This window comes from Desulfuromonas carbonis, from assembly GCF_054658035.1.
In genome coordinates, this window is the sequence record NZ_BAAHXR010000003.1 from 97008 (window position 1) to 121155 (window position 24148).

Sequence of the window (24148 nt, forward strand, 5' to 3'; positions counted from 1 at the left end):
GTCGAGGCGTTTCAGTCCTGCTCGGCGACAAATTCCTGGTAGGCATCGGCGTCGAGGAGATCGTCGAGCTGGGCCGGATCGCTGAGGCGGATCTTGATCATCCAGCCATCCTCGTAGGGAGAGGTATTGATCACCTCGGGGGCGTCCGGGAGCTCTTCGTTGACCTCGACCACTTCGCCGGAGACGGGGGCATAGACATCGGAGACCGCCTTGACCGACTCGACAACGCCGAAGGGCTTGCCAACCTCGACCATCGTGCCGACCTCGGGGAGCTCAACGAAGACCACATCGCCGAGGGCGTCCTGGGCAAAGTCCGTGATGCCGACGGTGACGAGCTCCTCCTCGATCAGAACCCATTCGTGTTCCTCGGTGTACTTCAACTCTTCGGGAAATTCCATGGTCTCCTCCTTGGCGATGGGGGCGGCAGCAGCGCCCCGGGGCGATCGGCCGATCGCCGCATAGTGACGTCTATTTTTGGATGAACGGGGTCTTTACCACTTCCGCGCCGACCTGGCGATTGCGGATACCGACGCTCAAACGGGTTCCAATCGCGGCACAGTCGGGGCGCACCAGGGCCTGGGCGATACCGACCCGCAGCACCGGCGACATGGTGCCGCTGGTGACGACGCCGACCTGCTCGGCGCCGGCAAAGAGGGGATAGTCGGCCCGCGGCACCCCGGCTTCGGTCATCTGCACCCCGACCAGCCGGCGCGGCACGCCGGTCTCCTGCTGCCTGCGCAGAGCCGCGGCGCCGATAAAGCTCGGCTTGTCGAGCTTGGTGATCCAGCCGATACCCCCCTCCAGCGGCGAGATCTCCGGGGAAAGCTCGTGACCGTAGAGGGCGTACTTCATCTCCAGCCGCAGGGTATCGCGGGCGCCGAGGCCGATCGGGACGAGGCCGTCCTCGCGACCGACCTCGAGCAGGGCATTCCAGAGCTGCTCGGCGGCGGCGGGGGCGAAGTAGAGCTCGAAGCCGGCTTCCCCGGTATAGCCGGTACGGGAGATGATCGCCGGCACGCCGTCGACCACTCCTTCGGCAAAATGATAGTAGCGGATCGCGGCGAGGTCGGTGGCGGTGAGCCGGGCCAGGATCGCTTCGGCGGCCGGCCCCTGCAGGGCGAGTTGGGCGAAGTCGTTGCTGAGGTTGCGCAGGGTCACGCCGGGGAAGTCCCCCTCCGCGAGGACCTGCTCCATCCAGGCGAAATCCTTGTCGGCGTTGGCGGCGTTGACGCAGAAGAGGTAATGCTCGGCGTCGAAGCGGTAGAGGGTGACATCATCCACGACCCCGCCGTGGGGGTAGCAGAAGGCGCTGTACTGGACCTGGCCGTTGACCAGCCGCGCAGCGTCGTTGATGGTCAGCTCCTGGACGTAGGCCAGCGCCCCCGGTCCCCGGACTTCGATCTCGCCCATGTGGGAGACGTCGAAGAGGCCGGCGGCGTTGCGCACCGCCAGGTGTTCCTCGATCACCCCGCGGTACTGCACCGGCATGTCCCAGCCACCGAACTCGACCATGCGGGCGCCGAGCTTGCGGTGCGCATCATTCAACGGGGTCTTCTTCAGCATGGTTCCTCCGTGGCAGGGCAAGGTAAAATTTTGAATTTCGCGTTCAACTCAAAATTCAAAATTCAGAATTCAACATTCAGAATCATCCCAGAATCTCCGGGATCAGCTCCTCGCCGCCGAGGGTCATCAGGTGCACCCCCTGGCACTCGGCGCGGGCGGCGGCGACCAGCTCCCGGGCGATGGCGACTCCCTCGGCGCGGGGGTCGGCAGCCCCTTCGAGGCGGGCGATCAGCCTTTCCGGCACCCGCACCCCGGGGATATGGTCGTTGAGAAAGCGGGCCATCCTGGCGCTCTTGAGGAGCAGCACGCCAAGCAGCACCGGCACGCCCAGGGGGCGCGCGGCCGCCATGAAGGTCTTGAGCCGATCGGTATCGAAAACCGCCTGGGTCTGAAAGAAGCGGGCGCCGTTCTTGATCTTCTTGTCGAACTTCTGGAACATCAGCTCGAAGGGCTCGGCTTCCGGCGTCACCGCCGCCCCGGCGAAGAAGCGCGGCGTTCCGCGCAGCGCCTTGCCGGCCATGTCGCTCCCCCGCGCCAGGCCGTCGGCAACCTGCAGCAGCTGCACCGAATCGAGGTCGAAGACTGCCCGCGCCTGGGGGTGATCGCCGAAGCGGGCGTGGTCGCCGGAGAGGAGGAGCAGGTTCTCGATGCCGAGAGCAGCAGCGCCGAGCAGATCGGCCTGCAGCGCCATGCGATTGCGGTCGCGGCAGGTGAGCTGCAGGATCGGCTCGAACCCCTCCCGCACCAGCATCCCGGCCAGGGCCAGCGGGCTGAGGCGCATGTTCGCCCCCTGGTTGTCAGTGACGTTGATCGCCGTCACCCCGGAGAGCTGCTGCGCCTTGGCCAGCGCCTCGCCGACGTCGCACCCCTTGGGGGGCGCGATTTCGGCGGTGACAACAAAGCTGCCGGCGGCCAGTTGTTGCTGCAGCAGGGACATGGAGACTCGGAAAAGTTCGGAGAGCTGGGTTCTGAGTGGGAAAGGGCCTGGGCGAATTCGCCACTCGCTATCGGAGGTTCAATTTTCCCGGCTTGCGGACCTTCCCCCAGTTCTTGGGCGGGACCGGGCGGGCGAAGACCCCCTTGCGCCCCTGGCGCTTGAGGCGCTCAAAGATCAGGTTCCAGGCGCAGTCGAGCTCGCGGTCGGCCTCGCAGCGCCCCTGCTCCATGCCGCCGCAGGGGCCGTTGAGAAGCCCTTTGGCACAGGTGGTGACTGGGCAGATGCCGGCGGTCTCATTGAGGATGCAATCCCCGCACAGCGAACATTTCTCCTCGTACTGCCCGACGCGGCGGACATTGCCGAGGAAGAGTGAGTTGAGGCCGCCGATGACCCGCAAGTCGGTATTGGCAGAGAGCGACTGGATACCGGAGCCGCAGGCCAGAACCAGCAGCGCTTCGGCGCTGTCGACCGCGGCCCGATGCTGGCGCAGGTCGCGGGCGGCGCGCAGGATGTGGCACGCCTCGTCGACGATCATGCTGCCGGTCACCTCGCGCCCCTGTTCCTGCAACCACTCCTGGAGCCGGAAGACCTCTTCCTCCCCCCCTGCCTTGCAGGCGGTGGCGCAGGCCGCGCAGCCGACCAGGAAGAGTCGTTGCAACCCGTCGATGGCGGCAAGAATCTCCGCGGGATTTTTCTGTTCGCTGATAATCATCCGGCTATCGGGGGGGCCGCCCCGTTTCTAGGCCTTGGCCGCGGCGCGGCGCTTGGCGCTCTCGACCGTGTTGTAGAGGAGCATGGTAATCGTCATCGGACCGACGCCGCCGGGGACCGGGGTGATGGCGCTGGCCCGCGCTTTGGCCGCCTCGAACTCGACGTCGCCGACCAGTTTCTTGTCACCGATCCGGTTGACGCCGACATCGATAACGACCGCGCCCTCCTTGATCCAGGCGCCCTTGATCATCTCCGGGCGGCCGACGGCGGCGATCACCACATCGGCCGCTGCCACCTTGGCGGCGAGATCACGGGTGCGGGAATGACAGATGGTCACCGTGGCGTGCTCGGCAAGGCACATCAGCGCCACCGGCTTGCCGACGATATTGGAGCGACCGACCACCACCACTTCCTTCCCTTTCAGGTCGACCCCGGTCGCCTCGAGCATCTTCATTACCCCGTAGGGGGTGCAGGGCTGGAAGAGGGGATTGCCGGTCACCAGACGGCCGACGTTGTAGGGGTGGAAACCGTCGACGTCCTTTTGCGGCGAGATCGCCTCGAGTACCTTCCCCTCGTCGATCTGAGCGGGGAGCGGCAACTGCACCAGGATTCCGTCGATGCGGGGGTCGCGGTTGAGTTCGTCGATCAGGGCGAGAAGCTGCGCCTCGCTGGTCTGCGCCGGCAGCTTGTGCTCGTCGGAATAGATCCCGGCCTGCTCGCAGGCCTTCTCCTTCATCGATACATAAACGCGGCTCGCCGGGTCGTCACCGACCAGCACCACCGCCAGCCCGGGAGTCGTTCCGAACGCTTTCAGTTGTGCCACGTCTGCCGCGATCGCCTCGCGCAGCCGGGCGGCGATTGCCTTGCCGTCAATAATCTTTTCCACCTGCTGACACCTCCCTGAAAATGGAAGTCAACTCTACACAACCCCTCCCGGCTTGTAAAGAAAAAGGCTGCGCAAATGCCCGCCCTGGCTGGGTTTGCCGGCTAACCCGCCGATTTTTCGAGGAGCGCGGCGAGGCGCTGGCGCCGTGCCGCTAGCGGGAGGTCGGCGAGGGTCTGCACCGCGGCATAAAAGCGCGGCAGGTCCCCGTCCTGCTCGGCGAGCAGCTGCTGAAAGGCCGGGAGCAGGCGGCGGTAGGTATTCACCGCGACAAAGCGGCCATTGTTGAGCGGTTCGGCAAACCAGCGGTCATACCCGGCATAGCCCTGCCAACTCGCCTTGAGGCGCTCATGGGCGACGCGCATGTCGGCCAGGATCGCCGCCTTCGCGCGCCGCATTTCTGCCGCCGGCAGCTCTTCGCCGTAGAGCGCTGCGAGGCGGCCACGGGTTACGCTGACCAGGGCCAGGAACTCGGCCTGGCGCCCTTCCCGGAGTTGATGGGCCTGACGGGCGGCATCATCGCCATAGCGGTCGAGCCAGCGCTCGACCCCGGCGATCTCCACCGTCATGGCGAAGGCCTCGTTGAAATCGGCATCCCCCTTGGCATAGACCTGCTGGTGCGCCAGTTCGTGAAAGATCAGGCCGGCGGTCGCAGCGGTCGGACCCTGGACAAAGGTGTTAAGGACCGGGTCGTCGAACCAGCCGAGGGTCGAATAGGCCGTCACCCCGTAGACGTAGACATCGTCGCCACCGCTGGCAAGGCCGGCAGCAAACTCCCGGGCGGCGGCCTCGGCATAATAGCCGCGGTAGGGGACGCAGCCGGCGACCGGAAAGCACCAGCGGCGGGGCTCCAGGGAGAATTCGGGGGCCGCGACCACATTCCAGACCACGCAGGGGCGCTCGAGGTCGGCATAGCAGCGATAGCTGCCGTTGTCGGGCAGACCGAGCTCGCGGCTGGCAAATTCGCGGATCGCGAGGATGGTGGTCAGTTTCTGGCGCAGATCAGGGGCGGTGGTCGGGTCATCGATGAGGCGCTGGATATCGCGCCGCCGGGAGAGGAGATCCCATTGTCCCTGGGCGGCCTGGCGATAGTAGCCAAGATCACCACAGGCGCCGAGGCCAAGGGGGAACAGACCTGCCAGCAGCAGGACCAGCAGTCCGCACCAGCGACGCAGCCTCATGGTCCGCTCCTTTCCGGTCCGGCAGGTATTGGGAGGTTGGGGCTCAGGTCGAGCAGAAGATCAGAGGTGGCGGCCACAGACCTTGGCCAGCTCGGTCAGTGCCAGCAGCTCCCCCTTGCCAAAATCGCTGCCAGCCAGCTGCTGGTCGGCCCCCTTGCGGCAGACCTGGAGGACGCCGATGATTGCCTCCTCTTTCCAGAGCGGAACGCTCATGATCTTCTGGATCGGCTTGGGCGCTTCGGAGGCATCCGGGTCGGTGCGAATCTGCTCAAAAATGGCGACGTGGCGGGCCGACGCGAAGTGGTTGTTGATAAACCCCTTCTTCTCCTGCACGGTCCGGGAGATCAGGGCATCGGCCGAGCTCAGCGGAATGGTGCCCGTCTTGGCCAGGCGGAGCGGCCAGCGAAAGGAGAGGGACTGCCCCTCCGGAGAATAGCGGAAGAAGGCGACCTCCCCGGGCTTGACCTTGTAAATCTGGCAGAGCGCCTGCACCGCTGCGCTCATCCGCTCTTCTTCGCTGGTGCGGGAGGCGAGCTGAACGTCCAGGGTCGTACAGAGTTCTTCCAGTGTCATCGGCTCCTCCTCGGGCAGTACCCGGCAATGCAAAGCAACCCTTATGCGACCGGCCCGGTTGGGGGCGGTTCCGGCTCACCCTTGAAAGGAGATTAGTATAGCGCGTCAGCGCTGGACGCAACAGAGGTCAAATGAATTCCCGCCCGAGGATCGGATGCCGGCAGCGGTCAACCGTTGGCCGCCTTGGGACAGCCGGCACAGCCGCCGGTCGCCTCGCCGCCGCAGGCGGCCGGCTTGGCCTTCCCCTCGGCGTACCCCTGCTGGTACCAGCCCCCCCCTTTGAGGGCAAAACCGGTCTGGGAGATCAGTTTTTTCAGGGGTCCACCGCACGCCCGGCATTCGGTGAGGGGCGCATCGGAAAATTTCTGGCGGGCTTCGACAATCTGCTGACAGGCTTCACACTGGTATTCGTAAACGGGCATGACAGGTTCCTCCAGGTCGATAAATTCGTTGCCAATCTAATGGCTTTCCCCCGCCCTTGTCAAGGGTGCCCGGAGTGATCTTTTGCGCCGGGCGGCGATGACGGCCAAACCGGCGCACATTTTTCGGTTTTCGCCAAGAACACCGATTGACATTCGTCTCCCCCTTGCAGTAATGTCCATAATTGTCCAGCGCATGAGACAAATAAGATTCATGAGGTAAAAATGAACCTTTCTGTTAAAAGCGCCGCCGCGCTGCTGTCGGTATCGGAAAAGACCATCTACCGCTGGATCAAGCAGGAGATCATTCCGGCCTACAAGATCCATGAAAGCTACCGCTTCAACCGGGCGGAACTGATCGAGTGGGCGACCTCCCGGCGCATGGGGGTCTCCGCGGAGGCCTTCAGTGAGCCGGAAACCGGTTCGCAGCCGCTGCCGAGCCTGGGCGAAGCCCTCGAAGCCGGCGGCGTCTTCTACCGCATCGAGGGGAAGAGCCAGGACGAGGTGCTCGCCGACGTGGTCGGCCATCTGCGCCTCCCCGACGAGGTCGACCGCGATTACCTGCGCAAGGTCCTGATCGCCCGGGAGGAACTGGCCTCAACCGCCATCGGCGCCGGCATTGCCCTCCCCCACCCCCGCAATCCACCCCTGGTTCACATCGTCAAGCCCTCGGTCACCCTCTGCTTTCTGGAAAACCCCGTCGACTTCAAGGCCCTCGACGGCGCGCCGGTTCAAATCCTGCTGACCGTCCTCTCCCCCTCCGTGCGGATTCACCTCCACCTCCTGTCACTGCTCGGTTTTGCCCTCCGCGACCCGGGGTTCCGCAACGCCCTGCAGGAGCAGGCCGGGCGCGAGCCGATCTTTGCCGCCCTCACCGAGGCCGAAGCGGCAGTGCGCGGGACCAAACGGGCGCGCCTTACCCCCTAACCGACAGCAGGATCGATCCGCAGGTCATGCCCTATTCTCTCGAAAAACGCAAATCGTCGCTGTTTCAGGAACGCCCCTGGGTCTTTCTCTACGGGTCGCTGCTGGCCGGCTGCGCCGGTTATGTCAATGTCGTCCTGCTCGGCATCTACCATGTCCCGGTCAGTCACATGACCGGCGCCACCTCGCGCCTCGCCATCGATCTCTCCACCGGGGACTTCAAGGATCTCTACGGCGCCCTCGGCATCTTCGCCGGCTTTCTCCTCGGCGCCATCCTCGGCGGGGCCCTGATCGGCGGCACCCAGGTGGTGCCGGGACGCCGTTACGGCATCGCCATGATGATCGAGGGGGGGGTGCTCGGCCTCTCGTTCCTGCTCCTCGTCACCGGCAGCATGAAGGGGATCACCGCCGCCGCCATCGCCTGTGGCCTGCAGAACGCCATGGCCAGCAGCTATTGCGGCCTGATCATCCGCACCACCCATGTTTCGGGGATGGTCACCGACATCGGCGTCCTCCTTGGCCAGATGCTTCGCTACCGGCGCCTCGAATTCTGGAAGCTGGCGCTCCTCTGCAGCCTGCTGAGCGGCTTCTTCTGCGGTGGCCTGCTGGGAGGCTACGGGTTCGCCCGCTTCGGGGTGCCCGCCCTGGTCCCGGCTGCCCTCGGCTGCTTTTTCGCCGGGCTGGCCTATTTCGATTGGCGCCGCCGCCACCGGGCCGACCTGCCGGTCGACCGTTGGGGCTATTTCCCTCCCGACGAGGTGCCCGGCTCATGACCTGTTTCCCCGCCGGTTTCGTCCTCCTCGCCGCTGGCGCCTTTTGCGCCCTGCTGACCGGCCGCAGATCGGACCTCGCCTCCCTGATCGGTACCCTGAGCAGCGTCGGCGGCGGCCTCCTCGCCCTGGCCGCGGCCTGGCCGGTACTGGCCGGTGGCAGGGAACTCACCTGGTCCGCCCCCTGGAGGGTCCCGGCGGGGGTGTTCGCCCTGCGGCTCGACCCGCTGGCGGCCTGGTTTGTGCTGCCGATCGCGCTCCTCGGCATCTGCTGCGCCCTCTTCGGCGCCAGCTACCTGCGGGGGGAGGGAAAATCCCGGTCGCTGGCCCCCCACTGGTTCCATTACAACCTGCTGCTGGCCGCCATGCTGCTGGTGGCCACCGCGGCCAACGCCGTCCTCTTCCTGGCCGCCTGGGAGATCATGACCCTCACTTCCTTCTTTCTCGTCGCCTGGGACCATCGCCACACCGAGGCGCGCCGCGCCGCCTGGCTCTACCTGCTTGCTGCCCACTGCGGACTGATGCTCCTCCTCGCCCTCTTTCTCGAGGCCGGGGTCTACTGCGGGAGCTTCAACTTTGCCGCCTTCACCCCCCTCGGCCAGCTCCCCGCCGCCAACGCCGCCGGTTTCTTTCTCCTCGCCCTCTTCGGCTTCGGCGTCAAGGCCGGGCTGCTGCCGCTGCATATCTGGCTCCCCGACGCCCATCCGGCGGCGCCGAGTCACATCTCCGCCCTGATGTCGGGGGTGCTGGTCAAGACCGGCATCTACGGCCTCCTGCGCATCCTCACCCTGCTGCCGCCGGCGCCGGCCTGGTGGGGCTGGCTCCTCGCCGGCCTCGGCAGCCTCGGCGCCCTCTACGGCATCGCCCTCGCCTGCCTGCAGTCTGACATCAAGCGCTGCCTCGCCTATTCAACCATCGAGAATGTCGGTATCATCTTTCTCGGTCTCGGTTTCGGCCTGGTGGCCCAGGCCCAGGGACATCCTGCCATCGCGCTCCTCGCCTTCGCCGGGGGGATGTTGCATATCTGGAACCACGCCCTCTTCAAGGGCCTGATGTTTCTGGGTGCCGGCGCGCTGGTTCACGCCACTGGCACGCGCAACATGAACCGCATGGGCGGGTTGCTGCGCCGCATGCCGCTGACCGGCCTGCTCTGGATCGGCGGCAGCCTGGCAATCAGTGCCCTTCCCCCCTTGAACGGCCTGATCAGCGAGTGGCTGATCTACCTCGGCCTGCTGCAGGCCGGCCTGCTGCCGACCAACTTCATCGCCCTGCCGGCGCTGCTCCTGATCGGCCTGCTCGGCACCGTCGGCGCCCTGGCGCTGGTGACCTTTGTCCGGCTGATCGGCATCTGCCTGCTCGGGGAAGGCCGGGAGGAAGCGGCCAGACGGGCCCACGAGGCGACCCCGCTGATGCTTGGGCCCATGGTGCTGCTGTTCGGCGGCTGTATGGCCATCGCCCTATGCCCGCAGGGGGTGTTCCACCTGCTGCAGGGCCCCCTGGCCCAGTTGCTCCCCGGTCCGGAACTCTTCCTGCTGCCGCCATCCCTGGCCCGGCTTGGCCACGCCGGCGGCATCCTGATCCTGGCCCTGCTGACGGCGGGGGTGCTGTTGCGCTGGCTGCGCCGGGTGCGACCGCAGGCGACGGCCGCCACCTGGGGCTGCGGCTACCCCGTGCCGACGCCGCGCATGGCCTACACCGGCGCCGCCTTTTCCGGCCTGCTGAGCCACGGCATCCTCCCGCGGAGCCTCGCCCCGGCGGCCGAGGGGGGCCGGGTCGGCGGCCTTTCGGCAGAACCGGCGGCGCTGCGCCTGACCTTTCTCGACCCGGTGCTGGTCCATTCCTGGCAACCCTTCTTCGCCTGGTGTGCCGAGCGCTGCCAGCGATTGCGCTGGCTGCAGCAGGGACGCTTGCCGGTCTACCTCCTCTACATGTTCGCGGCGATCACTCTGCTGCTCGCCTGGACCTTCTGGATGGAACGGGGAGGATAGGATGCTCTGGCTGCTCCTCGGACTACTGCTGATCGCCGGCTCCGGAATCCCCGGCCTCTTCCTCCCCCGGGACGGACAGGGTGGCGAGCGGATCGCCTGCGGCCTGCTCCTGACCGGGGTCCTTATCTGCACCTGGCCCCTGATCGGCATCTTCTGCGGCCAGAGTCTGCTTCTCGACGCCCACTGGGCCGTTCCCGGCGGCCGCTTCGTCCTCGAACTGGACGCCATCTCGGCGGCCTTTGTCGCACCGCTGCTATTGGTCGTCGCCACCGGCGCCTGTTACAGCCTCGGCTACTGGCCGCAACACCGGCATCCGGGCAACGGCCGCAAGCTGCGCCTCTTCTACGGCCTGATCGCCGGCGCCATGCTGCTGCTGCTGACGGCCCGCAACAGCCTTCTCTTTCTCCTCGCCTGGGAGACGATGGCCCTTTCGGGCTATTTCCTGATCACTACCGAAGACGAAAAGGCGGAGGCGCGCCGGGCCGGCTACATCTACCTGATCGCCACCCACAGCGGTACCCTCGCCCTCTTCGGCCTCTTCGCCCTGCTCCCTCCCGGCGGCGGGAGCGGCATCTGGCCGGCGGCCGGCAGCCTCCCGGCGGCCGGCAGTGCGGTCTTCCTGCTCGCCCTCTTCGGCTTCGGCATGAAGGCCGGCCTGATGCCGCTGCACGTCTGGCTCCCCGGCGCCCATGCCGCCGCCCCCAGCCACGCCTCGGCCCTCCTCTCCGGGGTGATGATCAAGACCGGCATCTACGGCCTGGTACGGCTTACCTCCTTCTTTGCCGCCATCCCCCCCTGGTGGGGATGGACGGTGCTGCTCCTCGGCGCGGTCTCCGGCATCCTCGGCGTGGCTCTCGCCCTGGCCCAGCATGACATCAAGCGGCTGCTCGCCTATCACAGCGTCGAGAATATCGGCATCATCGCCCTCGGCCTCGGACTGGCCCTGCTCGGCCGCAGCTACGGGCAGCCGGAGCTGGTGCTCCTCGGCCTCTCCGGATGCCTGCTGCACGTGGCCAACCACGGGCTCTTCAAGTCGCTCCTCTTTCTTGGCGCCGGATCGATGATCCATGCCACCGGCAGTCGCGAGATCGGTCATTTCGGCGGCCTGCTCGGGCGTCAGCGCTGGACCGGGCTCCTCTTCCTCGGCGGCGCGGTGGCGATCAGCGGCCTCCCCCCCTTCAACGGCTTCGTCAGCGAGTGGCTGATCTACCTCGGCGCCTTCCAGACCCTCGCTGTGAGCGGATCGCCCCTTCCCGGTGCGCTGTTTGCCGCGCCGGCCCTGGCCTTGATCGGCGGGCTGGCGCTGGCCTGCTTCGTCAAGGTCTTCGGCCTCAGTTTTCTCGGCACGGCTCGCAGCGAGGCTGCCGCGCACGCCCAGGAAGCGCCGCCGGTGATGCTCTGGCCGATGGCGCTGCTCCTCCTCGCCTGTGCCGGGATCGGCCTGCTGCCGGGGAGCCTGCGCCCGCTGCTGGAACGGGCCGCGCAGGCCTGGACCGGGGCGCTGCCACTCCCCCCCCTCGCCCCGCAGCTGGCGCCGCTGACGGTCATTGGTGGCGCCGGCTGGCTGCTTGTCGCCCTCCTCCTGCTCGTGGGCTGGTGGCTGCGCCGGCGCAGTGCCGCGGCGCCGCGCCAATGCGGCACCTGGGGCTGCGGCTATCCCCTTTCCACCCCGCGCATGCAGTACAGCGCCAGTTCCTTTGCCGACGGACTGGTCCGGCTGTTCCGCTTCGTTCTCGGCAGTGAACGGCACGGTGGGAGGGTGGCCGGCCTCTTTCCCGAGCGCGCCGAGTTGGCCGGGCATACGCCGGACCCGGTCCTCGATCGCGGCCTGACCCCGCTCTTTTCCGGCCTCGCCCGGCTCCTCTACCGGCTGCGGCGCGGCATCCAGAACGGCCTCGTCGCCAGCTACCTGTTCTACATCGCCTTGACCGTGGTCGTTCTGCTGACCCTGCTCAGCCGTTGAAAGGATTGCACCGATGATCGGCCGGATCCTGTTGCAACTTGCCATCCTGCTCCTGTTTGCCCCGCTGCTTTTGGGGGTGATCACCAAGACCAAGGCGCTCTTTGCCGGCCGCGTCGGGCCGCCGCTGCTGCAGCCCTACTTCGACCTTTTCCGCCTCTGGCGCAAGGGGTTCGTCATCAGCCGCACCACCACCTGGGTCTTCCTCGCCGGGCCGGTGGTCGGCCTGGTGGTCCCGCTCCTCGCCGCGATGCTGATCCCCTTCGGCGGCCTGGGCGCCCCGATCTCCTTCAGTGGCGACCTGATTCTCTTCGTCTATCTTTTCGGCCTCGCCCGTTTCTTCACCGCCGCTGCCGCCCTCGATACCGGCTCGAGTTTCGAAGGGATGGGGGCGGCCCGGGAGGTGACTTTCGCCTGCCTCGCCGAACCGACCGTCCTCTTTGCGCTGCTGGTGCTGGCCCGCGGCGCCGGCAGCCTCTCCCTCGGGGGGATGCTCGGGCCGCAGCTGGCGGCGCAGTGGCAGGGCAATGGGGGCGCCTCGCTGGGCCTGATCCTGGTCTGCCTCTTCGTGGTGCTGCTGGTGGAGAATTCGCGCATTCCCTTCGACGATCCCAACACCCACCTCGAACTGACGATGATTCATGAGGTGATGGTGCTCGATCACAGCGGCCCGGCTTTCGGCATGATCCTCTACGGCGCCGCGATGAAACTGCTGGTACTGGGATCGTTGCTGGTGCGCGTTGCGCTGCCGGTGCAGACCGGCTCGCTCCTGCTCGACCTGCTCGTCTTCCTGGCAGGGTTGCTGGGGCTGGCCGTGCTGATTGGGGTGGTCGAGTCGACCATGGCGCGCCTCAAACTGCCGCGGGTGCCGCAGGTGCTGGTCGGCACCACCCTCCTCTCGATCTTCGCCCTGGTCCTGGTCCTGCGTTAGGAGAGTCCCGATGTCGAACCTGCTCCTGCTGACCGTCATTCTGATCAACTTCTTCACCCTCGGCAGCGCCCGGCTGGTTGCCTGCATCCGGGCCGTCGCCTTTCAGGGCGCCCTGCTGGCGCTCCTGCCGCTGGCCGCCCACGGCCTCTCCGGCCATGCCCTGCTCCTCGGCGCCGGCGCGCTGGCGTTCAAGGGAATCTTCATTCCCTGGCTGCTGCTGCGGGCGATTCGCGAAGTGCGCATCCGCCGCGAGGTCGAGCCCTTCATCGGCTTCGTGCCGACCCTGGTGATCGGCGCCCTGGTCACCGCCGGCGCCTTTATCTTCTCCGGCTTTCTGCCGCTGGCCCCGGAACACCAGGACGGGCTCTTCGTGCCGACCGCGCTGGCGACCATGGCGAGCGGCTTTCTGCTCCTGATCACCCGGCGCAAGGCGATCACCCAGGTCCTCGGCTACCTGATGCTGGAAAACGGCATCTTCGTCTTCGCCGTCCTCCTCTCGACGGCGATTCCGCTGATGGTCGAGGCGGGTATCCTCCTCGACCTGCTGGTCGGTGTCTTCGTCATGGGGATCGTCCTCAATCAGATCAGCCGCGAGTTCTCGACCCTGAATACCGAACGCCTGACCGCCCTGAAGGAATAGCGCCATGCTCCTGTTGCTGATTCTCTTTCCCCTCGCTGCTGCGCTTCTCGCCTTGATCTTCCCCTGGCACCAGGGACGCTCCTGGCTCCTCCCGGTCAGCGGCGGGCTGCACCTGCTCCTCGCCGGGTTTCTCGTCGCCGCCCCGGAGGCCGGCTTCGGCCCCTGGATCGGCCTCGATGCCCTCTCCCGGCTGGTGCTGATCGTCACCAGCCTCCTCTATTTTGGCTGCGCGCTCTATGCGGTCGGCTACCTCGATCTGCGCCGGGACCGCGGCAACCGGGTCATCGTCCCCTGTCTGCTGGTCTTTCTTGCCGCCATGACCCTGGCGATATCGGCCCGCCATCTCGGCCTGCTCTGGATGGCGGTGGAGGCGACGACCATCGCCAGCGCGCCGTTGATCTACTACAACCGCAACCGGCTCTCCATCGAGGCGACCTGGAAATATCTGCTCCTCTGTTCCGTCGGCATCGCCCTGGCGATGCTCGGCATGCTCTTCGTCGCCTACGCGGCCCTGCTCGGCGGCGGCGTGCCGGTCAACCTCCAGTTCGACAACCTCCTCGCCGGGGCGGCGACCCTCTCGCGTCCCTGGCTCCATGCCGGCTTCGTCTTTCTGCTGGTCGGCTTCGGCACCAAGATGGGCCTGGCCCCCCTGCACAGCTGGAAACCGGACGCCTACGGCGAGGCCCCGGGGATGGTCGGGGCGCTTTTGGCCGGCGGGCTGACCAGCGTCGCCTTTCTCGCCATCCTGCGCGCCCTGCAGCTGATGGTCGCCGCCGGCGACGGCGCCATGGCCCGCCAGACCCTGCTCGGCATGGGGCTGCTGTCGCTGCTGGTGGCGGCAGTCTTCATGGTGCGCCAGCCCGACATCAAGCGGCTGCTCGCCTACTCCTCGGTGGAACATATGGGGATTCTCGCCATCGGCGTCGGCATCGGCGGCCTGGCGACCTACGGCGCCATGTTTCATCTGGTCAACAACGCCCTGACCAAGGGTTGTCTCTTTCTCTCCGCCGGCAATATCCAGCGCGCCTACGACAGCAAGCGCCTCTCCGAGGTCCACGGCGCCATCGCCACCCTGCCGATCTCCGGCAGCCTCTTTTTGGCCGGCTTTCTCGCCATCACCGGCTCCCCCCCCTTCGGGCCGTTCATGAGCGAATTCACCATTTTGCGTGGCATCTTCGGCAGTGGCCGGCTCGGGGTCGGCCTGACGATGCTGGTGCTGCTGGCGGTGGTCTTTATCGGCATGGGTGCCACCGCTCTCACCGCCACCCAGGGGGAGCCGGTCAAACTCGACACTGCCTTCAAGGACAGCCTGCTGCTGGTCCTGGCGCCGATCGTCTTTCTGCTGCTGGTCCTGCTCCTCGGCGTCTATCTCCCGGCGCCCCTGGAGAACGCCCTGCGCGATGCCGCCGCCCTGCTGGAGGTGCTGCCATGAGCCTGTCGAAACTGGTCCGTTTTCGCCACGGCCTTTCGGTCCCCCTCGCCGAGCTGCCGATTCTCGACTACGCCCAGTTCAGCGCCTCGCTGCTGGCAGACATCGCCGCCGACGCCCGGGTGGCGAGTTATTTCGGCCGTCCGGTGACGACGGGTCTGGAAATCTTCGCCATCCTCGCCCACGACTGGAAGGAAGAGCTGGCCCTGCTGCGGACCCGGGTCAGCGGCAGTTTTCCGGCCCTGACGCCCCAGTGTCCGCAGCTCCACCTCTTCGAGCGGGAGCTGGCCGAGCAATTCGGCGTGCGTCCGCTCGATCATCCCTGGCTGAAACCGGTCCGTTTTCATGCCCCCTGGATCGATGCCGCCGACATCTGGGGGCGTCCGCAGGGGAGCCACCCGGTACCGGGGGCGATGGAATTCTACCGGGTCGAGGGGGATGACGTTCACGAGGTCGCGGTCGGCCCGGTCCACGCCGGGGTGATCGAACCGGGGCACTTCCGCTTCCAGTGCCACGGCGAGGAGGTGATGCACCTCGAAATCTCCCTCGGCTACCAGCATCGCGGCATCGAGCAGCAGCTCCTCGGCGCGCCACCGGCCAGGGCGAGCGCCCTCTTTGAAACCGCCGCCGGCGATACCAGCATCGGCCACGCCACTGCCGGCTGCCAGCTCCTCGAGAGCCTCGCCGGCATCGAAGCGCCGCGGCGCGCGCAGGCGATTCGGGCCATCGCGCTCGAACTCGAACGGCTCGCCAATCACGTCGGCGATATCGGGGCCCTCGCCGGCGACGTCGGCTTTCTGCCGACCGCCTCCTTCTGCGGCCGGCTGCGCGGCGACTTTCTCAACCTGACCGCCGAGCTCTGCGGCAGCCGCTTCGGCCGGGGGCTGGTGCGCCCGGGTGGGGTGAATTTCGATCTCGACGGCGACCTTGCACAGACCTTTGCTGGGCGTCTGCAGATCCTGGAACGGGAGACCCGCGGCGCCATCGAGCTCTGTTTCGACTCCCCGTCCGTTCTCGCCCGCTTCGAGGGGACGGGACCGGTCAGCACCGACGATGCCGAGGCCCTCGGCCTGGTCGGGGTGGCGGCACGAGCCTGCGGCCTGGTCCGCGACGCCCGCCTGCACCATCCTTTCGGCGCCGGCGAGGGACAGTTCGACACCCCGGTGATCGAATTCGAGGGTGACGTCTTTGCCCGCGGCAACGTGCGCCGCCGGGAGATCTATGCCTCTTTCGAGCTGATCCGCCGCCTGCTGCGGTATCTCCCCGACGGACAGCTGCGCACCCCCGCCGCCCCCCTCGCCGCCGACAGCCTCGCGGTTTCCCTCTGCGAAGGGTGGCGCGGCGAAGTGGTGCATGCGGCGCTGACTGATAGCGCCGGCCGGATCGCCCGCTACAAGATCGTCGACCCCTCTTTTCACAACTGGAGCGGCCTGGCGCTCGCCCTGCGCGGTCAGCAGATTTCCGACTTCCCGCTTTGCAACAAGAGCTTCAACCTCTCTTATTGCGGTTTCGATCTTTAGGAGTGCAGCCATGCTGGGTATCATCCGTGAACGCCTGCGCCAGGGACACCGTACCGGCAAGTTCCCGCGCGTCGAACCGACCCTGCCGTCCCGCTTCCGCGGCCTCCCTGTCGCCGCGACGGAGCTTTCAGCGCAGCAGCAGGCGCAGGCCGTGGCCGCTTGCCCCTGCGAAGCTCTCGCCAGCGCCGGCACCAGCCTCTGCATCGACCTTGGCCGCTGTCTCTTCTGCGGCGACTGTCCGCCTGCCGAGCAGGGGGCGCTGCAGTTCAGCAGCGATTACCGCCTCGCCGCCAGCAACCGCCACGACCTGCTGGTGGGGGAGCGTGAATACCGCCTGGCCGAAAAGCTCAACGCGCGCATGCTCAAACTCTTCGGCCGCTCCCTCAAGCTGCGCCAGGTTTCCGCCGGCGGCTGCAATGCCTGCGAAGCCGATCTCAATGTCCTTGGTACCCTGGTCTTCGATCTCGGCCGTTTTGGCATCCAGTTCGTCGCCTCCCCCCGCCACGCCGACGGCCTCCTGGTTACCGGACCGGTGACGGCGAACATGCGAAGTGCCCTGCTCGACACCTATGCCGCCATACCCGAACCGAAGCTGGTCATCGCTTCCGGCGCCTGCGCCATCGGCGGCGGACCCTTCCGCGACCTGGCCGAGGTCAACAATGGCGTCAGTGACCTGCTCCCGGTCGATCTCTATATCCCCGGCTGTCCGCCCCATCCCTACACGGCTCTCGACGGGCTGCTGCGCCTGCTCGGGCGCCGCTGATTATGCCCCCCCTGCGGTGCTCCCTGCGGTTGACCCTCACCGGTGGATAGGTTAAAGTCGTCCAACTCCGGCCCCCTTTTCCATTCCAGGGCGCCAATTCCACGGTTGCCCCCGGCCCCCTTCCGGTAGAGCCCTGCATGAGCATTAAGGGAAAACTGATTGGCCTGGTACTGCTGATGAGCCTGGTCTTTGCCATGCTCGCCGGTTATCTGCTCTGGGCCTCCTGGAAGATCCGCCACCAGGTCGGCTATTTCGTCCCTGCCATCAGTTATCTGCGGGGGATAGCCGATGTGCGCGCCAACCTTACCCGCCAGGTCAAGGAGGCGACCGACTACCTGGTCATGGGCGAAGCCGGAGACCGGGCCGGGTTTGCCCATTTCGGTCGCCTGACCCGGCAATCGTTTGAGCTGTGGGAGGGTTCGGCCCGCCAGCAAAAAGCGCTTGGCGTCGAGGGGGAGGGGGAAGACCTGGCGAAAGCGGAGACCATCCGGGCCAGTTATGACCTCTGGGAAGAGCAGATCCATCACCTCTTCAGTCTGGTCGATGCCGGGCACCAGAGCGAGGCGCAGCGACTCTTCGCCGATCAATCCGACCGCCTGATCGAAGGGGCGGTGCTGGCCCGGATCGATGAATCCCTGGAGGACGGCCTGAACGAGGTTCAGGACGCTTACCTCGACCTGCTGATGAGCGCCGGCATGATCCCCTGGATTGCCAGCGATGCCCTGCACCAGATCCGTGGCACCCAGGCCTCCATCGACTACCTGCTGGCGGTCAACCGCCTCAGCGCCGGGGTCAACAAGCAGCTCAAGGCCTTGCTCGACTACCTGTTCTTCGGCGCCGACCATGACCGCCAGTTCTTCGCCGACTACGGCAAGGACACCAAAAGTGCCATCGAGGCCTGCGCCCGGGCGGCGAATCGCAAGGCCGCCCTCGACCCTGCCAGCCGCTCCGATCTGCTCAACGAGGTTGTTACCATCGAGCGCAGCTACGGCCAGGTCCTCGCCCTGGCCGAAAAGGCGATCCACCTCAAACAGAACAACCAGACCGGCGCGGCCCTGGCCCTGATCGTCGAACAGCTCGATCCGCTCCTCGATGGCGGCCTGATGCCGAAACTCGCCCTGGCCCTCGACGATGGCGGCCAGGAGATCTTCAACCTGACCCGGGCCGCCAGTCGCCAGGGGGTGATCGTTGTTATCCTCGTCTCGCTGCTGCTGGCGGTCGGCACGGCCAAGCTGATTCAGCAGATCCTGCGCTCCCTGCGTCAGCTTCGCGCCGGCATCACCATCATCGGCGCCGGCAACCTCGATTACCGCATCAACCTTGCGACCCCCGACGAATTCGGCAACCTCGCCGCCCAGTTCGACACCATGGTCGACCGCCTGCAGCAGAGCCGGGCCGATGTCGAACGGCTCAACCGGGAGCTGGAACAGCGCGTTATCGATCGCACCCTGCAGCTGGAAACCGCCAACCGTGAACTCCAGTCCTTCAGCTACTCGGTCTCCCACGACCTGCGTACCCCGCTGGCGCGCATCAGCGCCCTCTGCCAGGTCCTGCTCGCCGACGAAACCCTCCCGGAACCGCCGGAAATCATGGCGACACTGCAGCGCATCGGCCAGTCGACTCAGGAGATGGAGCAGCTGATCCAGGCTCTCCTCAGCCTCTCCCAGGTTACCAGCGGAGAACTCAACCGTACGGCCGTCGATCTCTCGGCCCTGGTGGAAACCCTGGCGGCCGAGCTGCGCCAGCGCCAGCCGCAGCGTTCCGCTGAATTCCGGATCGCCCCGGGCGTGGTCGTCAACGGCGATCGCAGCCTGCTGCTGGTGGTTCTCGCCAACCTCCTCGGCAACGCCTGGAAGTACAGTGCCAGGACCGGGACCACGCTGATCGAGTTCGGCGTCGTCCAGCGCGCCGGCCAGCGCACCTGCTTTGTCCGTGACAACGGCGTCGGTTTCGACATGGCCCGTGCCGAAAAGCTCTTCACGCCCTTTCAGCGCCTGCACGAAACCGGCGAGTTCGACGGTACCGGTATCGGCCTGGCGACCGTGCAGCGCATCATCCATCGCCACGGTGGCCAGGTCTGGGCCGAAAGCGCTCCCGGCCAAGGTGCGACCTTCTACTTCTTCCTGGGCAACAACGGGGCGGCGGGGACCGCCACCCCATCCATCCCCGCCATTTCCGACCCCAGCGCCCAGATCCCATGAACCGGCTGCCAGGGCGAGTTGCGGTCTCGGGCCGCGGCGGCTGCGGGTTGTTTCCAATTGCCCGATGTAACGAAACATGGTATTTAGATAATCTAATGTCTTCGCTCGGGAGTAGTTCGTAGTCTGGTGACGCGCCCGGTCTTCAAAACCGGTGGCGGGCGTATCCCGTCCGCGGTGGGTTCGATCCCCATCTACTCCCGCCAAATCATTACGGGCAGGGCCATCCGGCCCTGCCCGTTACTGTTTCTCCTCGCTCGCTTTCAACCAGTGACACCACTCTTCCCAACCCTGCACGATGCCGGTCTGGCGGAAATCGGCGTTTGACCCGCCTGCGATCCTCCTCAGCGGCAGAATGCCGACCGCTGCGGCAATTGCCCCCCACTGCAGGGTCTGAGGCGTAATATTGCCGAGATCGCCGCGCCAGGTCGCCAGCGGCTCTTCGCCGCGGGCCGGTGGGGCGATGCCGCAAAGCAGGGTCAGGCAGAGTAGCAGACAAGTAGCCAGGTTGAACCGGGAACGCCCCTCCGGACGCACGACAATGGATTTCATCGAATCCCCTCCAGGAATAGACAACCGATACGCACGGCAGAACTGCGCCTATAGCGGCACCAGTTTTCTTGGACACTGATTTGGGATAGAATCCCGATGTCCAAGGAGATTAATAATGACAACAAACAACAAGAACGAAACAGTCACTGGGCCTTTGGCCGAAGGGCAACGTTGGAGCGCTGCCCGCAAGCGTGAAGTGGTTCTGCGCTTGCTGCGGGGCGAATCGGTTGATGCTCTGTCCCGCGAGTTGAACATCGAAATCTACCGCCTGGAGCAGTGGCGAGAGAAAGCGCTGACCGGAATCGATGAGTCGTTGAAACAACGTCAGAACGATCCGACTCAAGCGGAACTCAACCAGGCCATGCGCCGGATCGGCGAATTGACCATGGAAAACGAACTACTTTGGGAACGGGTTAAAAAACCCGGCCCTTTAGCCAAACGGAGGTCGTCGAAATGAGCCAAACGATCTCCCCAGGCGCTGAAAAGGCCTACGGCGTCCAGCGGGTTTGCAATGTTTGGGAGCAGGCTCGCTCCTCGTTCTACCATGCCTCGCGCCAGATTCCGCAATCAACTCCCAAGCGTCGTGGCCCACGTCCGTCAATCAGTGATGAGGATCTTCTCGCCATGATCCGTCACGATCTGGCCACGTCCCCGTTCACCGGCGAAGGACACCGCAAGGTCTGGGCCAGGCTGCGGATTTGTGACGGCGTGCGCATCGCACGCAAGCGGGTTCTGCGGTTGATGCGCGAGAATCATCTGTTGTCACCTCACCGGGGTTGGCCCAAAGCAGCCAAGGCGCATGATGGTAAAATCATCACCATGGCTCCGAATCTAATGTGGGGCACCGATGGCACCCGCGTATTCACTCTCGACGAAGGCTGGGTCTGGATCTTTAGCGCCGTCGAGCACTGGAACGCCGAATGTGTCGGCTGGCATGTTTGCAAGACCGGCGACCGTTATGCTGCTCTTCAACCACTTTCCATGGCGTTAGACAACATCTATGGGGGCGTAGAGAAAGATATTGCCCGAGGGTTGTCTCTGCGTATGGATCACGGCACCCAGTACCTCTCAGACCATTTTCTGAACCAGATCAAGTTCTGGGGAATCACCCCCAGCTTTGCCTTCGTTGCCGAACCACAGACCAACGGAGTTGCTGAACGATTCAACCGCACCTTGAAAGAGCAAGCCATCTATGGCCGAATATTCCGTACCATCGATGATGTTCGCGAGGCCGTGAAAACCTTCGTCGAACTCTACAACAGCGAATGGCGAGTCGAGAAAAATGGCTTCCGGTCGCCCGACGAAATCCGTCAGGCGGCATAATGTAAAAAAACCCCGCCCAGAGGACGGGGCTTTAAAGGCGCCCCCAGAGGGGGCGTTGCCGGTGACCCCCAAAGAGGGTCACCGGAGCGTTGTTCCCACGTCCACAACAATTAGAATTTGAGTTGCTGTTGTTCCACTTTCTTCTCATGCTGCTCTTGATACCGCACGTAGCGCCTGATCATCTCGGCATCCAGGCCTACCGTGTCAACGCAGTAGCCGGGCGCCCAAAAATGATTGCCCCAGTAGCGTTTCTTCCGCAACTTGGGATGGTTCTTTAAAATACGTATCGCTGATCGGCCCTTCAGGCGCCCCATCAACTCCGAAATGGACACCTTGGGCGGCACCATGATGATCAGGTGAATATGGTCTTTCTGGACATTCAGCTCGACGACCTCGCAGTGACTCTGCTCGCTGAAGATCCGGATACACGCTCGAACTTCTTGCGCCAGTTCACCTTCCAATATCCGGAAGCGATACTTGGGCACCCAGACGATGTGATACTGGCAGTGCCAGATCGCATGTGTTAATTTTCGAAAACGGCTCATGGCTTTCCTTTCTGTTCAGGTCGTTGCGGGAACAACGCCTGAATATGGATTGCCATGAGCCCTTTTGGCAAAGCCAAAGGACTCTGACCCCGTCCAGAGGACGGGGGTTTCTACTTCACACTAAACTTGTGTCCAAGGAACCGGTTCCGCTACAGGCAGAACTGCGCCGATATCAACTAATTCAGCAAAGCAAAAGATTGACGCGCATATATCATGCGCATAAAATAACAACAAACCAAATAACTAGGAGACGCCCATGGAAGCGGCATACAACCTTTCCGCGCCGAAAAAAGCGACCAACGTTTCGATCAACAGCGACCTGCTGCAACAGGCAAAGGCCTTCGGTATCAACCTCTCCCGGGCACTGGAAGACCGCCTCGCGGAATTGGTGGCCCAGCAGCGCCGGCAGCTCTGGTTGCAGGAGAATGCCGAGGCGATCGACGCCTACAATGGCCGGGTGGCCGAGCAGGGCGTCTTCAGCGACGGCCGGAGGCGTTTCTGATGGCCCAGTTCGACGTCCATCGCAACCCCGACCCGGCCAGCAAGCGCCAGGTTCCCTACCTGCTCGACATTCAGGCCGATCTCCTCTCCGGGCTTGCTACCCGGGTGGTGGTACCACTGCTGACCGCTGCCAGCATTGCGCACCCCCTGCAAATCCTGAATCCGGCCTTCACCGTTGAGGGAACCCGAGTGATCCTGTCAACGCCCGAACTGGCCGGCATTGCCCGCAGCGAACTGGGGGAAACCGTCGCCACTCTTGCCGCCGAACGCGACACTATTATCGCGGCGCTCGACCTGCTACTGACGGGCGCCTGATCCGCTCGGTAACGCCAGCCCGGCATCCCCATCCGCAGGAACGGTCATCGGCGGCGCCGATTCGCCAAGGCGCTGATAGGTCTCGATCCGCTGCCTCCCCTTCTCCAGCCGCACGACCACCGTCTCGCCGTCTTTTCCCTCCAACACCACCCGACCTTCGGCAATCTCAGTCACGCGCGCCCCGTCGACCCCGTCACCGGTTCCAATCGCCTTAAGCGCGCCGTCAGGTTGCTGGATAACAGCGCGTTGATCCGCAGCGGAGATTTTAAGCAGGCGATAACCGGTAAAGGGTGCCGCAGATGCGAGGCTGGCGGAAACGACCAGTATCAATACCAGCAGGGCGAATCTTGTTGCGATATTCACAGGTACCCTCCAAATCGATGGAAATTGCAGTGATTGGAACTCGCATAAAAACTGGGAAAGGAGGTTGTCTCTCCCTAAAAGTGTCTTATTGCTATTGTGGTGCACTTGCAATTTGAATCTGCCATTCCGGCCTCGCTTTTACCCTCGATTGTCCCATGTCTGGGGCTGACCCCTATGGCTTGTTTGGTAAAAGGCGCCGGGGTATTCAATGCGTAGCGGTCTGCCCATGGTCCCCTCTTCCCATGAGAATCAACTTGTGAATGTGTAGACCTGGAACCTATATGGCTTTCTATCGCTCTTCGGGTTGCTGTTTACCCACAAATTCTGCGGAAGAACCGACTTTTTTTAAGGTTGTCGGACATTTTCGTTCTGTGGCAATGATCGAAACAAATTGCGTTTCGGGTCGAATTCAAGGTTTCGGGTATAGTCGGGATTTAGGTAGTAGTGTATTTTTATCCCGCCACCATCACCTACAAAGTGCCTCAGTTCGCCGCGAATTTTGCCATACATAGCTTGTTTCAATTTGCCATTCTCACCAACTTCAGAACGAATCCGAAAGATGTAGTTATTATCATCTTCAATGTCGGAATATCTTCCATACGATCCCCTTGAAATACGCTTTTCAATTCTCGGCAAATACCCAGTCTCAGGTGCAGTTCTTTGCAATCTGTACCAACTTCCGATATTGAAATCACCACCGCCATCGTCTTTAACAACCTGGATGCCATCAAATGGATTTGAAAATGTCAATATCATGGTTGCATCGTAGTTGTTCATATTGTCAAAGCGTTGCACGAACTTGAACACAAAATCCGCTGTTGTTCCCTGGCCATAGGGGATCACCCAATCGGCCTTCTCCAGATCGAAACCGACCTCTTCGCCTTTTACGGGAACCTTAAAGGAGTGGTTCCGCACATACATCGGCACCGGGTTGACGATTGGACGCATGACGACCGTGAGATCCTTTCCCCACGGCTGCCAAAAACCGAATTTTTTGACATAGAAATCGTGAATGAACTACCCCGCAGCAAGCTACGGGGTATCAACAGCCTACACCCTTAGTAAAAATCGCGCAGCAAGCTGCGGGGAATTGAACCCAACTTTTGATTAAAGGTACTGTTGTAATAGCCTTCCTTGATAGCCGTTCCGACAACAACGC

Annotated in this window: 26 protein-coding genes and 1 tRNA gene; 15 read left to right on the forward strand and 12 right to left on the reverse strand. The window is 64.4% G+C overall.

What is annotated here, in order from left to right:
- Nucleotides 1-11: 11 nt before the first annotated feature.
- The 8 genes from gcvH to ACYQ8E_RS07475 form a co-directional block, all read right to left on the reverse strand.
- Entirely contained in the window at nucleotides 12-398 is a 387-nt protein-coding gene (gene gcvH, locus ACYQ8E_RS07440) for a glycine cleavage system protein GcvH (RefSeq protein ID WP_066727980.1), read from the reverse strand.
- 70 nt (nucleotides 399-468) lie between these two features.
- A complete protein-coding gene (gcvT, locus tag ACYQ8E_RS07445; RefSeq protein WP_459860537.1) occupies nucleotides 469-1563 on the reverse strand; it encodes a glycine cleavage system aminomethyltransferase GcvT in 1095 nt (364 codons plus the stop codon).
- A gap of 82 nt (nucleotides 1564-1645) precedes the next feature.
- Entirely contained in the window at nucleotides 1646-2500 is an 855-nt protein-coding gene (locus ACYQ8E_RS07450) for a methylenetetrahydrofolate reductase (RefSeq protein WP_459860539.1), read from the reverse strand.
- Between the two features lie 67 nt (nucleotides 2501-2567).
- On the reverse strand, nucleotides 2568-3212 hold the full coding sequence (locus ACYQ8E_RS07455) for a methylenetetrahydrofolate reductase C-terminal domain-containing protein (RefSeq protein ID WP_066727983.1): 645 nt from the start codon (nucleotides 3210-3212) through the stop codon (nucleotides 2568-2570).
- 27 nt (nucleotides 3213-3239) lie between these two features.
- Entirely contained in the window at nucleotides 3240-4097 is an 858-nt protein-coding gene (gene folD / locus ACYQ8E_RS07460) for a bifunctional methylenetetrahydrofolate dehydrogenase/methenyltetrahydrofolate cyclohydrolase FolD (protein WP_459860541.1), read from the reverse strand.
- A 101-nt stretch (nucleotides 4098-4198) separates the two neighbouring features.
- Complete coding sequence (locus tag ACYQ8E_RS07465; protein ID WP_459860543.1) at nucleotides 4199-5275, reverse strand: aminopeptidase; 1077 nt, start codon at nucleotides 5273-5275, stop codon at nucleotides 4199-4201.
- Between the two features lie 60 nt (nucleotides 5276-5335).
- Entirely contained in the window at nucleotides 5336-5848 is a 513-nt protein-coding gene (locus ACYQ8E_RS07470) for a GAF domain-containing protein (RefSeq protein ID WP_066727985.1), read from the reverse strand.
- A gap of 167 nt (nucleotides 5849-6015) precedes the next feature.
- Nucleotides 6016-6270 (reverse strand): FmdB family zinc ribbon protein, encoded by a 255-nt coding sequence (locus ACYQ8E_RS07475; protein ID WP_066727986.1) that lies wholly within the window; start codon nucleotides 6268-6270, stop codon nucleotides 6016-6018.
- 222 nt (nucleotides 6271-6492) lie between these two features.
- On the opposite strand from ACYQ8E_RS07475, the gene ACYQ8E_RS07480 reads away from it, so the two are divergent.
- The 11 genes from ACYQ8E_RS07480 (at nucleotide 6493) to ACYQ8E_RS07530 (ending at nucleotide 19596) form a co-directional block, all read left to right on the forward strand.
- Nucleotides 6493-7194 (forward strand): PTS sugar transporter subunit IIA, encoded by a 702-nt coding sequence (locus tag ACYQ8E_RS07480; protein ID WP_459860545.1) that lies wholly within the window; start codon nucleotides 6493-6495, stop codon nucleotides 7192-7194.
- A 26-nt stretch (nucleotides 7195-7220) separates the two neighbouring features.
- Nucleotides 7221-7964 (forward strand): YoaK family protein, encoded by a 744-nt coding sequence (locus tag ACYQ8E_RS07485; RefSeq protein WP_459860547.1) that lies wholly within the window; start codon nucleotides 7221-7223, stop codon nucleotides 7962-7964.
- Nucleotides 7961-9949, forward strand: coding sequence for a proton-conducting transporter transmembrane domain-containing protein (locus ACYQ8E_RS07490; protein ID WP_459860549.1), 1989 nt, complete (start codon nucleotides 7961-7963; stop codon nucleotides 9947-9949). The genes ACYQ8E_RS07485 and ACYQ8E_RS07490 overlap by 4 nt, the downstream gene beginning before the upstream one ends.
- 1 nt (nucleotide 9950) lies before the next feature.
- Nucleotides 9951-11912, forward strand: a complete 1962-nt coding sequence (locus tag ACYQ8E_RS07495; RefSeq protein WP_459860551.1) for a proton-conducting transporter transmembrane domain-containing protein — start codon at nucleotides 9951-9953, stop codon at nucleotides 11910-11912.
- A 13-nt stretch (nucleotides 11913-11925) separates the two neighbouring features.
- Entirely contained in the window at nucleotides 11926-12840 is a 915-nt protein-coding gene (locus ACYQ8E_RS07500; RefSeq protein ID WP_459860552.1) for a respiratory chain complex I subunit 1 family protein, read from the forward strand.
- A 10-nt stretch (nucleotides 12841-12850) separates the two neighbouring features.
- Complete coding sequence (locus ACYQ8E_RS07505) at nucleotides 12851-13480, forward strand: hydrogenase (protein ID WP_459860553.1); 630 nt, start codon at nucleotides 12851-12853, stop codon at nucleotides 13478-13480.
- 4 nt (nucleotides 13481-13484) lie between these two features.
- A complete protein-coding gene (locus ACYQ8E_RS07510) occupies nucleotides 13485-14912 on the forward strand; it encodes a proton-conducting transporter transmembrane domain-containing protein (RefSeq protein ID WP_459860554.1) in 1428 nt (475 codons plus the stop codon).
- Entirely contained in the window at nucleotides 14909-16429 is a 1521-nt protein-coding gene (locus tag ACYQ8E_RS07515; protein ID WP_459860555.1) for a hydrogenase large subunit, read from the forward strand. The genes ACYQ8E_RS07510 and ACYQ8E_RS07515 overlap by 4 nt, the downstream gene beginning before the upstream one ends.
- Before the next feature lie 10 nt (nucleotides 16430-16439).
- On the forward strand, nucleotides 16440-17192 hold the full coding sequence (locus ACYQ8E_RS07520; protein ID WP_066727996.1) for an NADH-quinone oxidoreductase subunit B family protein: 753 nt from the start codon (nucleotides 16440-16442) through the stop codon (nucleotides 17190-17192).
- 137 nt (nucleotides 17193-17329) lie between these two features.
- Complete coding sequence (locus tag ACYQ8E_RS07525; RefSeq protein ID WP_066727997.1) at nucleotides 17330-19393, forward strand: sensor histidine kinase; 2064 nt, start codon at nucleotides 17330-17332, stop codon at nucleotides 19391-19393.
- Between the two features lie 107 nt (nucleotides 19394-19500).
- Nucleotides 19501-19596 (forward strand) — tRNA-Sec (locus tag ACYQ8E_RS07530).
- Between the two features lie 34 nt (nucleotides 19597-19630).
- Here ACYQ8E_RS07530 and ACYQ8E_RS07535 read toward each other — a convergent pair.
- Nucleotides 19631-19942, reverse strand: a complete 312-nt coding sequence (locus ACYQ8E_RS07535) for a hypothetical protein (RefSeq protein ID WP_066727998.1) — start codon at nucleotides 19940-19942, stop codon at nucleotides 19631-19633.
- Between the two features lie 115 nt (nucleotides 19943-20057).
- On the opposite strand from ACYQ8E_RS07535, the gene ACYQ8E_RS07540 reads away from it, so the two are divergent.
- Nucleotides 20058-20399 (forward strand): hypothetical protein, encoded by a 342-nt coding sequence (locus ACYQ8E_RS07540; RefSeq protein WP_066727999.1) that lies wholly within the window; start codon nucleotides 20058-20060, stop codon nucleotides 20397-20399.
- Entirely contained in the window at nucleotides 20396-21265 is an 870-nt protein-coding gene (locus ACYQ8E_RS07545) for an integrase core domain-containing protein (RefSeq protein ID WP_066726432.1), read from the forward strand. Before ACYQ8E_RS07540 ends, ACYQ8E_RS07545 begins: the two co-directional genes overlap by 4 nt.
- Nucleotides 21266-21375: 110 nt before the next feature.
- On the opposite strand, the gene tnpA is transcribed toward ACYQ8E_RS07545, so the two are convergent.
- Entirely contained in the window at nucleotides 21376-21810 is a 435-nt protein-coding gene (gene tnpA, locus ACYQ8E_RS07550; protein ID WP_066724805.1) for an IS200/IS605 family transposase, read from the reverse strand.
- Between the two features lie 256 nt (nucleotides 21811-22066).
- Between tnpA and ACYQ8E_RS07555 the strand changes: the two genes are divergently transcribed.
- Both ACYQ8E_RS07555 and ACYQ8E_RS07560 read left to right on the forward strand, forming a co-directional pair.
- On the forward strand, nucleotides 22067-22312 hold the full coding sequence (locus ACYQ8E_RS07555) for a type II toxin-antitoxin system CcdA family antitoxin (protein ID WP_066728000.1): 246 nt from the start codon (nucleotides 22067-22069) through the stop codon (nucleotides 22310-22312).
- Nucleotides 22312-22626 (forward strand): CcdB family protein, encoded by a 315-nt coding sequence (locus tag ACYQ8E_RS07560; RefSeq protein ID WP_066728001.1) that lies wholly within the window; start codon nucleotides 22312-22314, stop codon nucleotides 22624-22626. The genes ACYQ8E_RS07555 and ACYQ8E_RS07560 overlap by 1 nt, the downstream gene beginning before the upstream one ends.
- Here the strand turns inward: ACYQ8E_RS07560 and ACYQ8E_RS07565 are convergent.
- A complete protein-coding gene (locus tag ACYQ8E_RS07565) occupies nucleotides 22609-22989 on the reverse strand; it encodes a hypothetical protein (RefSeq protein WP_066728002.1) in 381 nt (126 codons plus the stop codon). The two genes, ACYQ8E_RS07560 and ACYQ8E_RS07565, sit on opposite strands and share 18 nt — an antisense overlap.
- Nucleotides 22990-23334: 345 nt before the next feature.
- Nucleotides 23335-23937, reverse strand: a complete 603-nt coding sequence (locus ACYQ8E_RS07570; protein ID WP_066728003.1) for a hypothetical protein — start codon at nucleotides 23935-23937, stop codon at nucleotides 23335-23337.
- Between the last annotated feature and the right edge of the window lie 211 nt (nucleotides 23938-24148).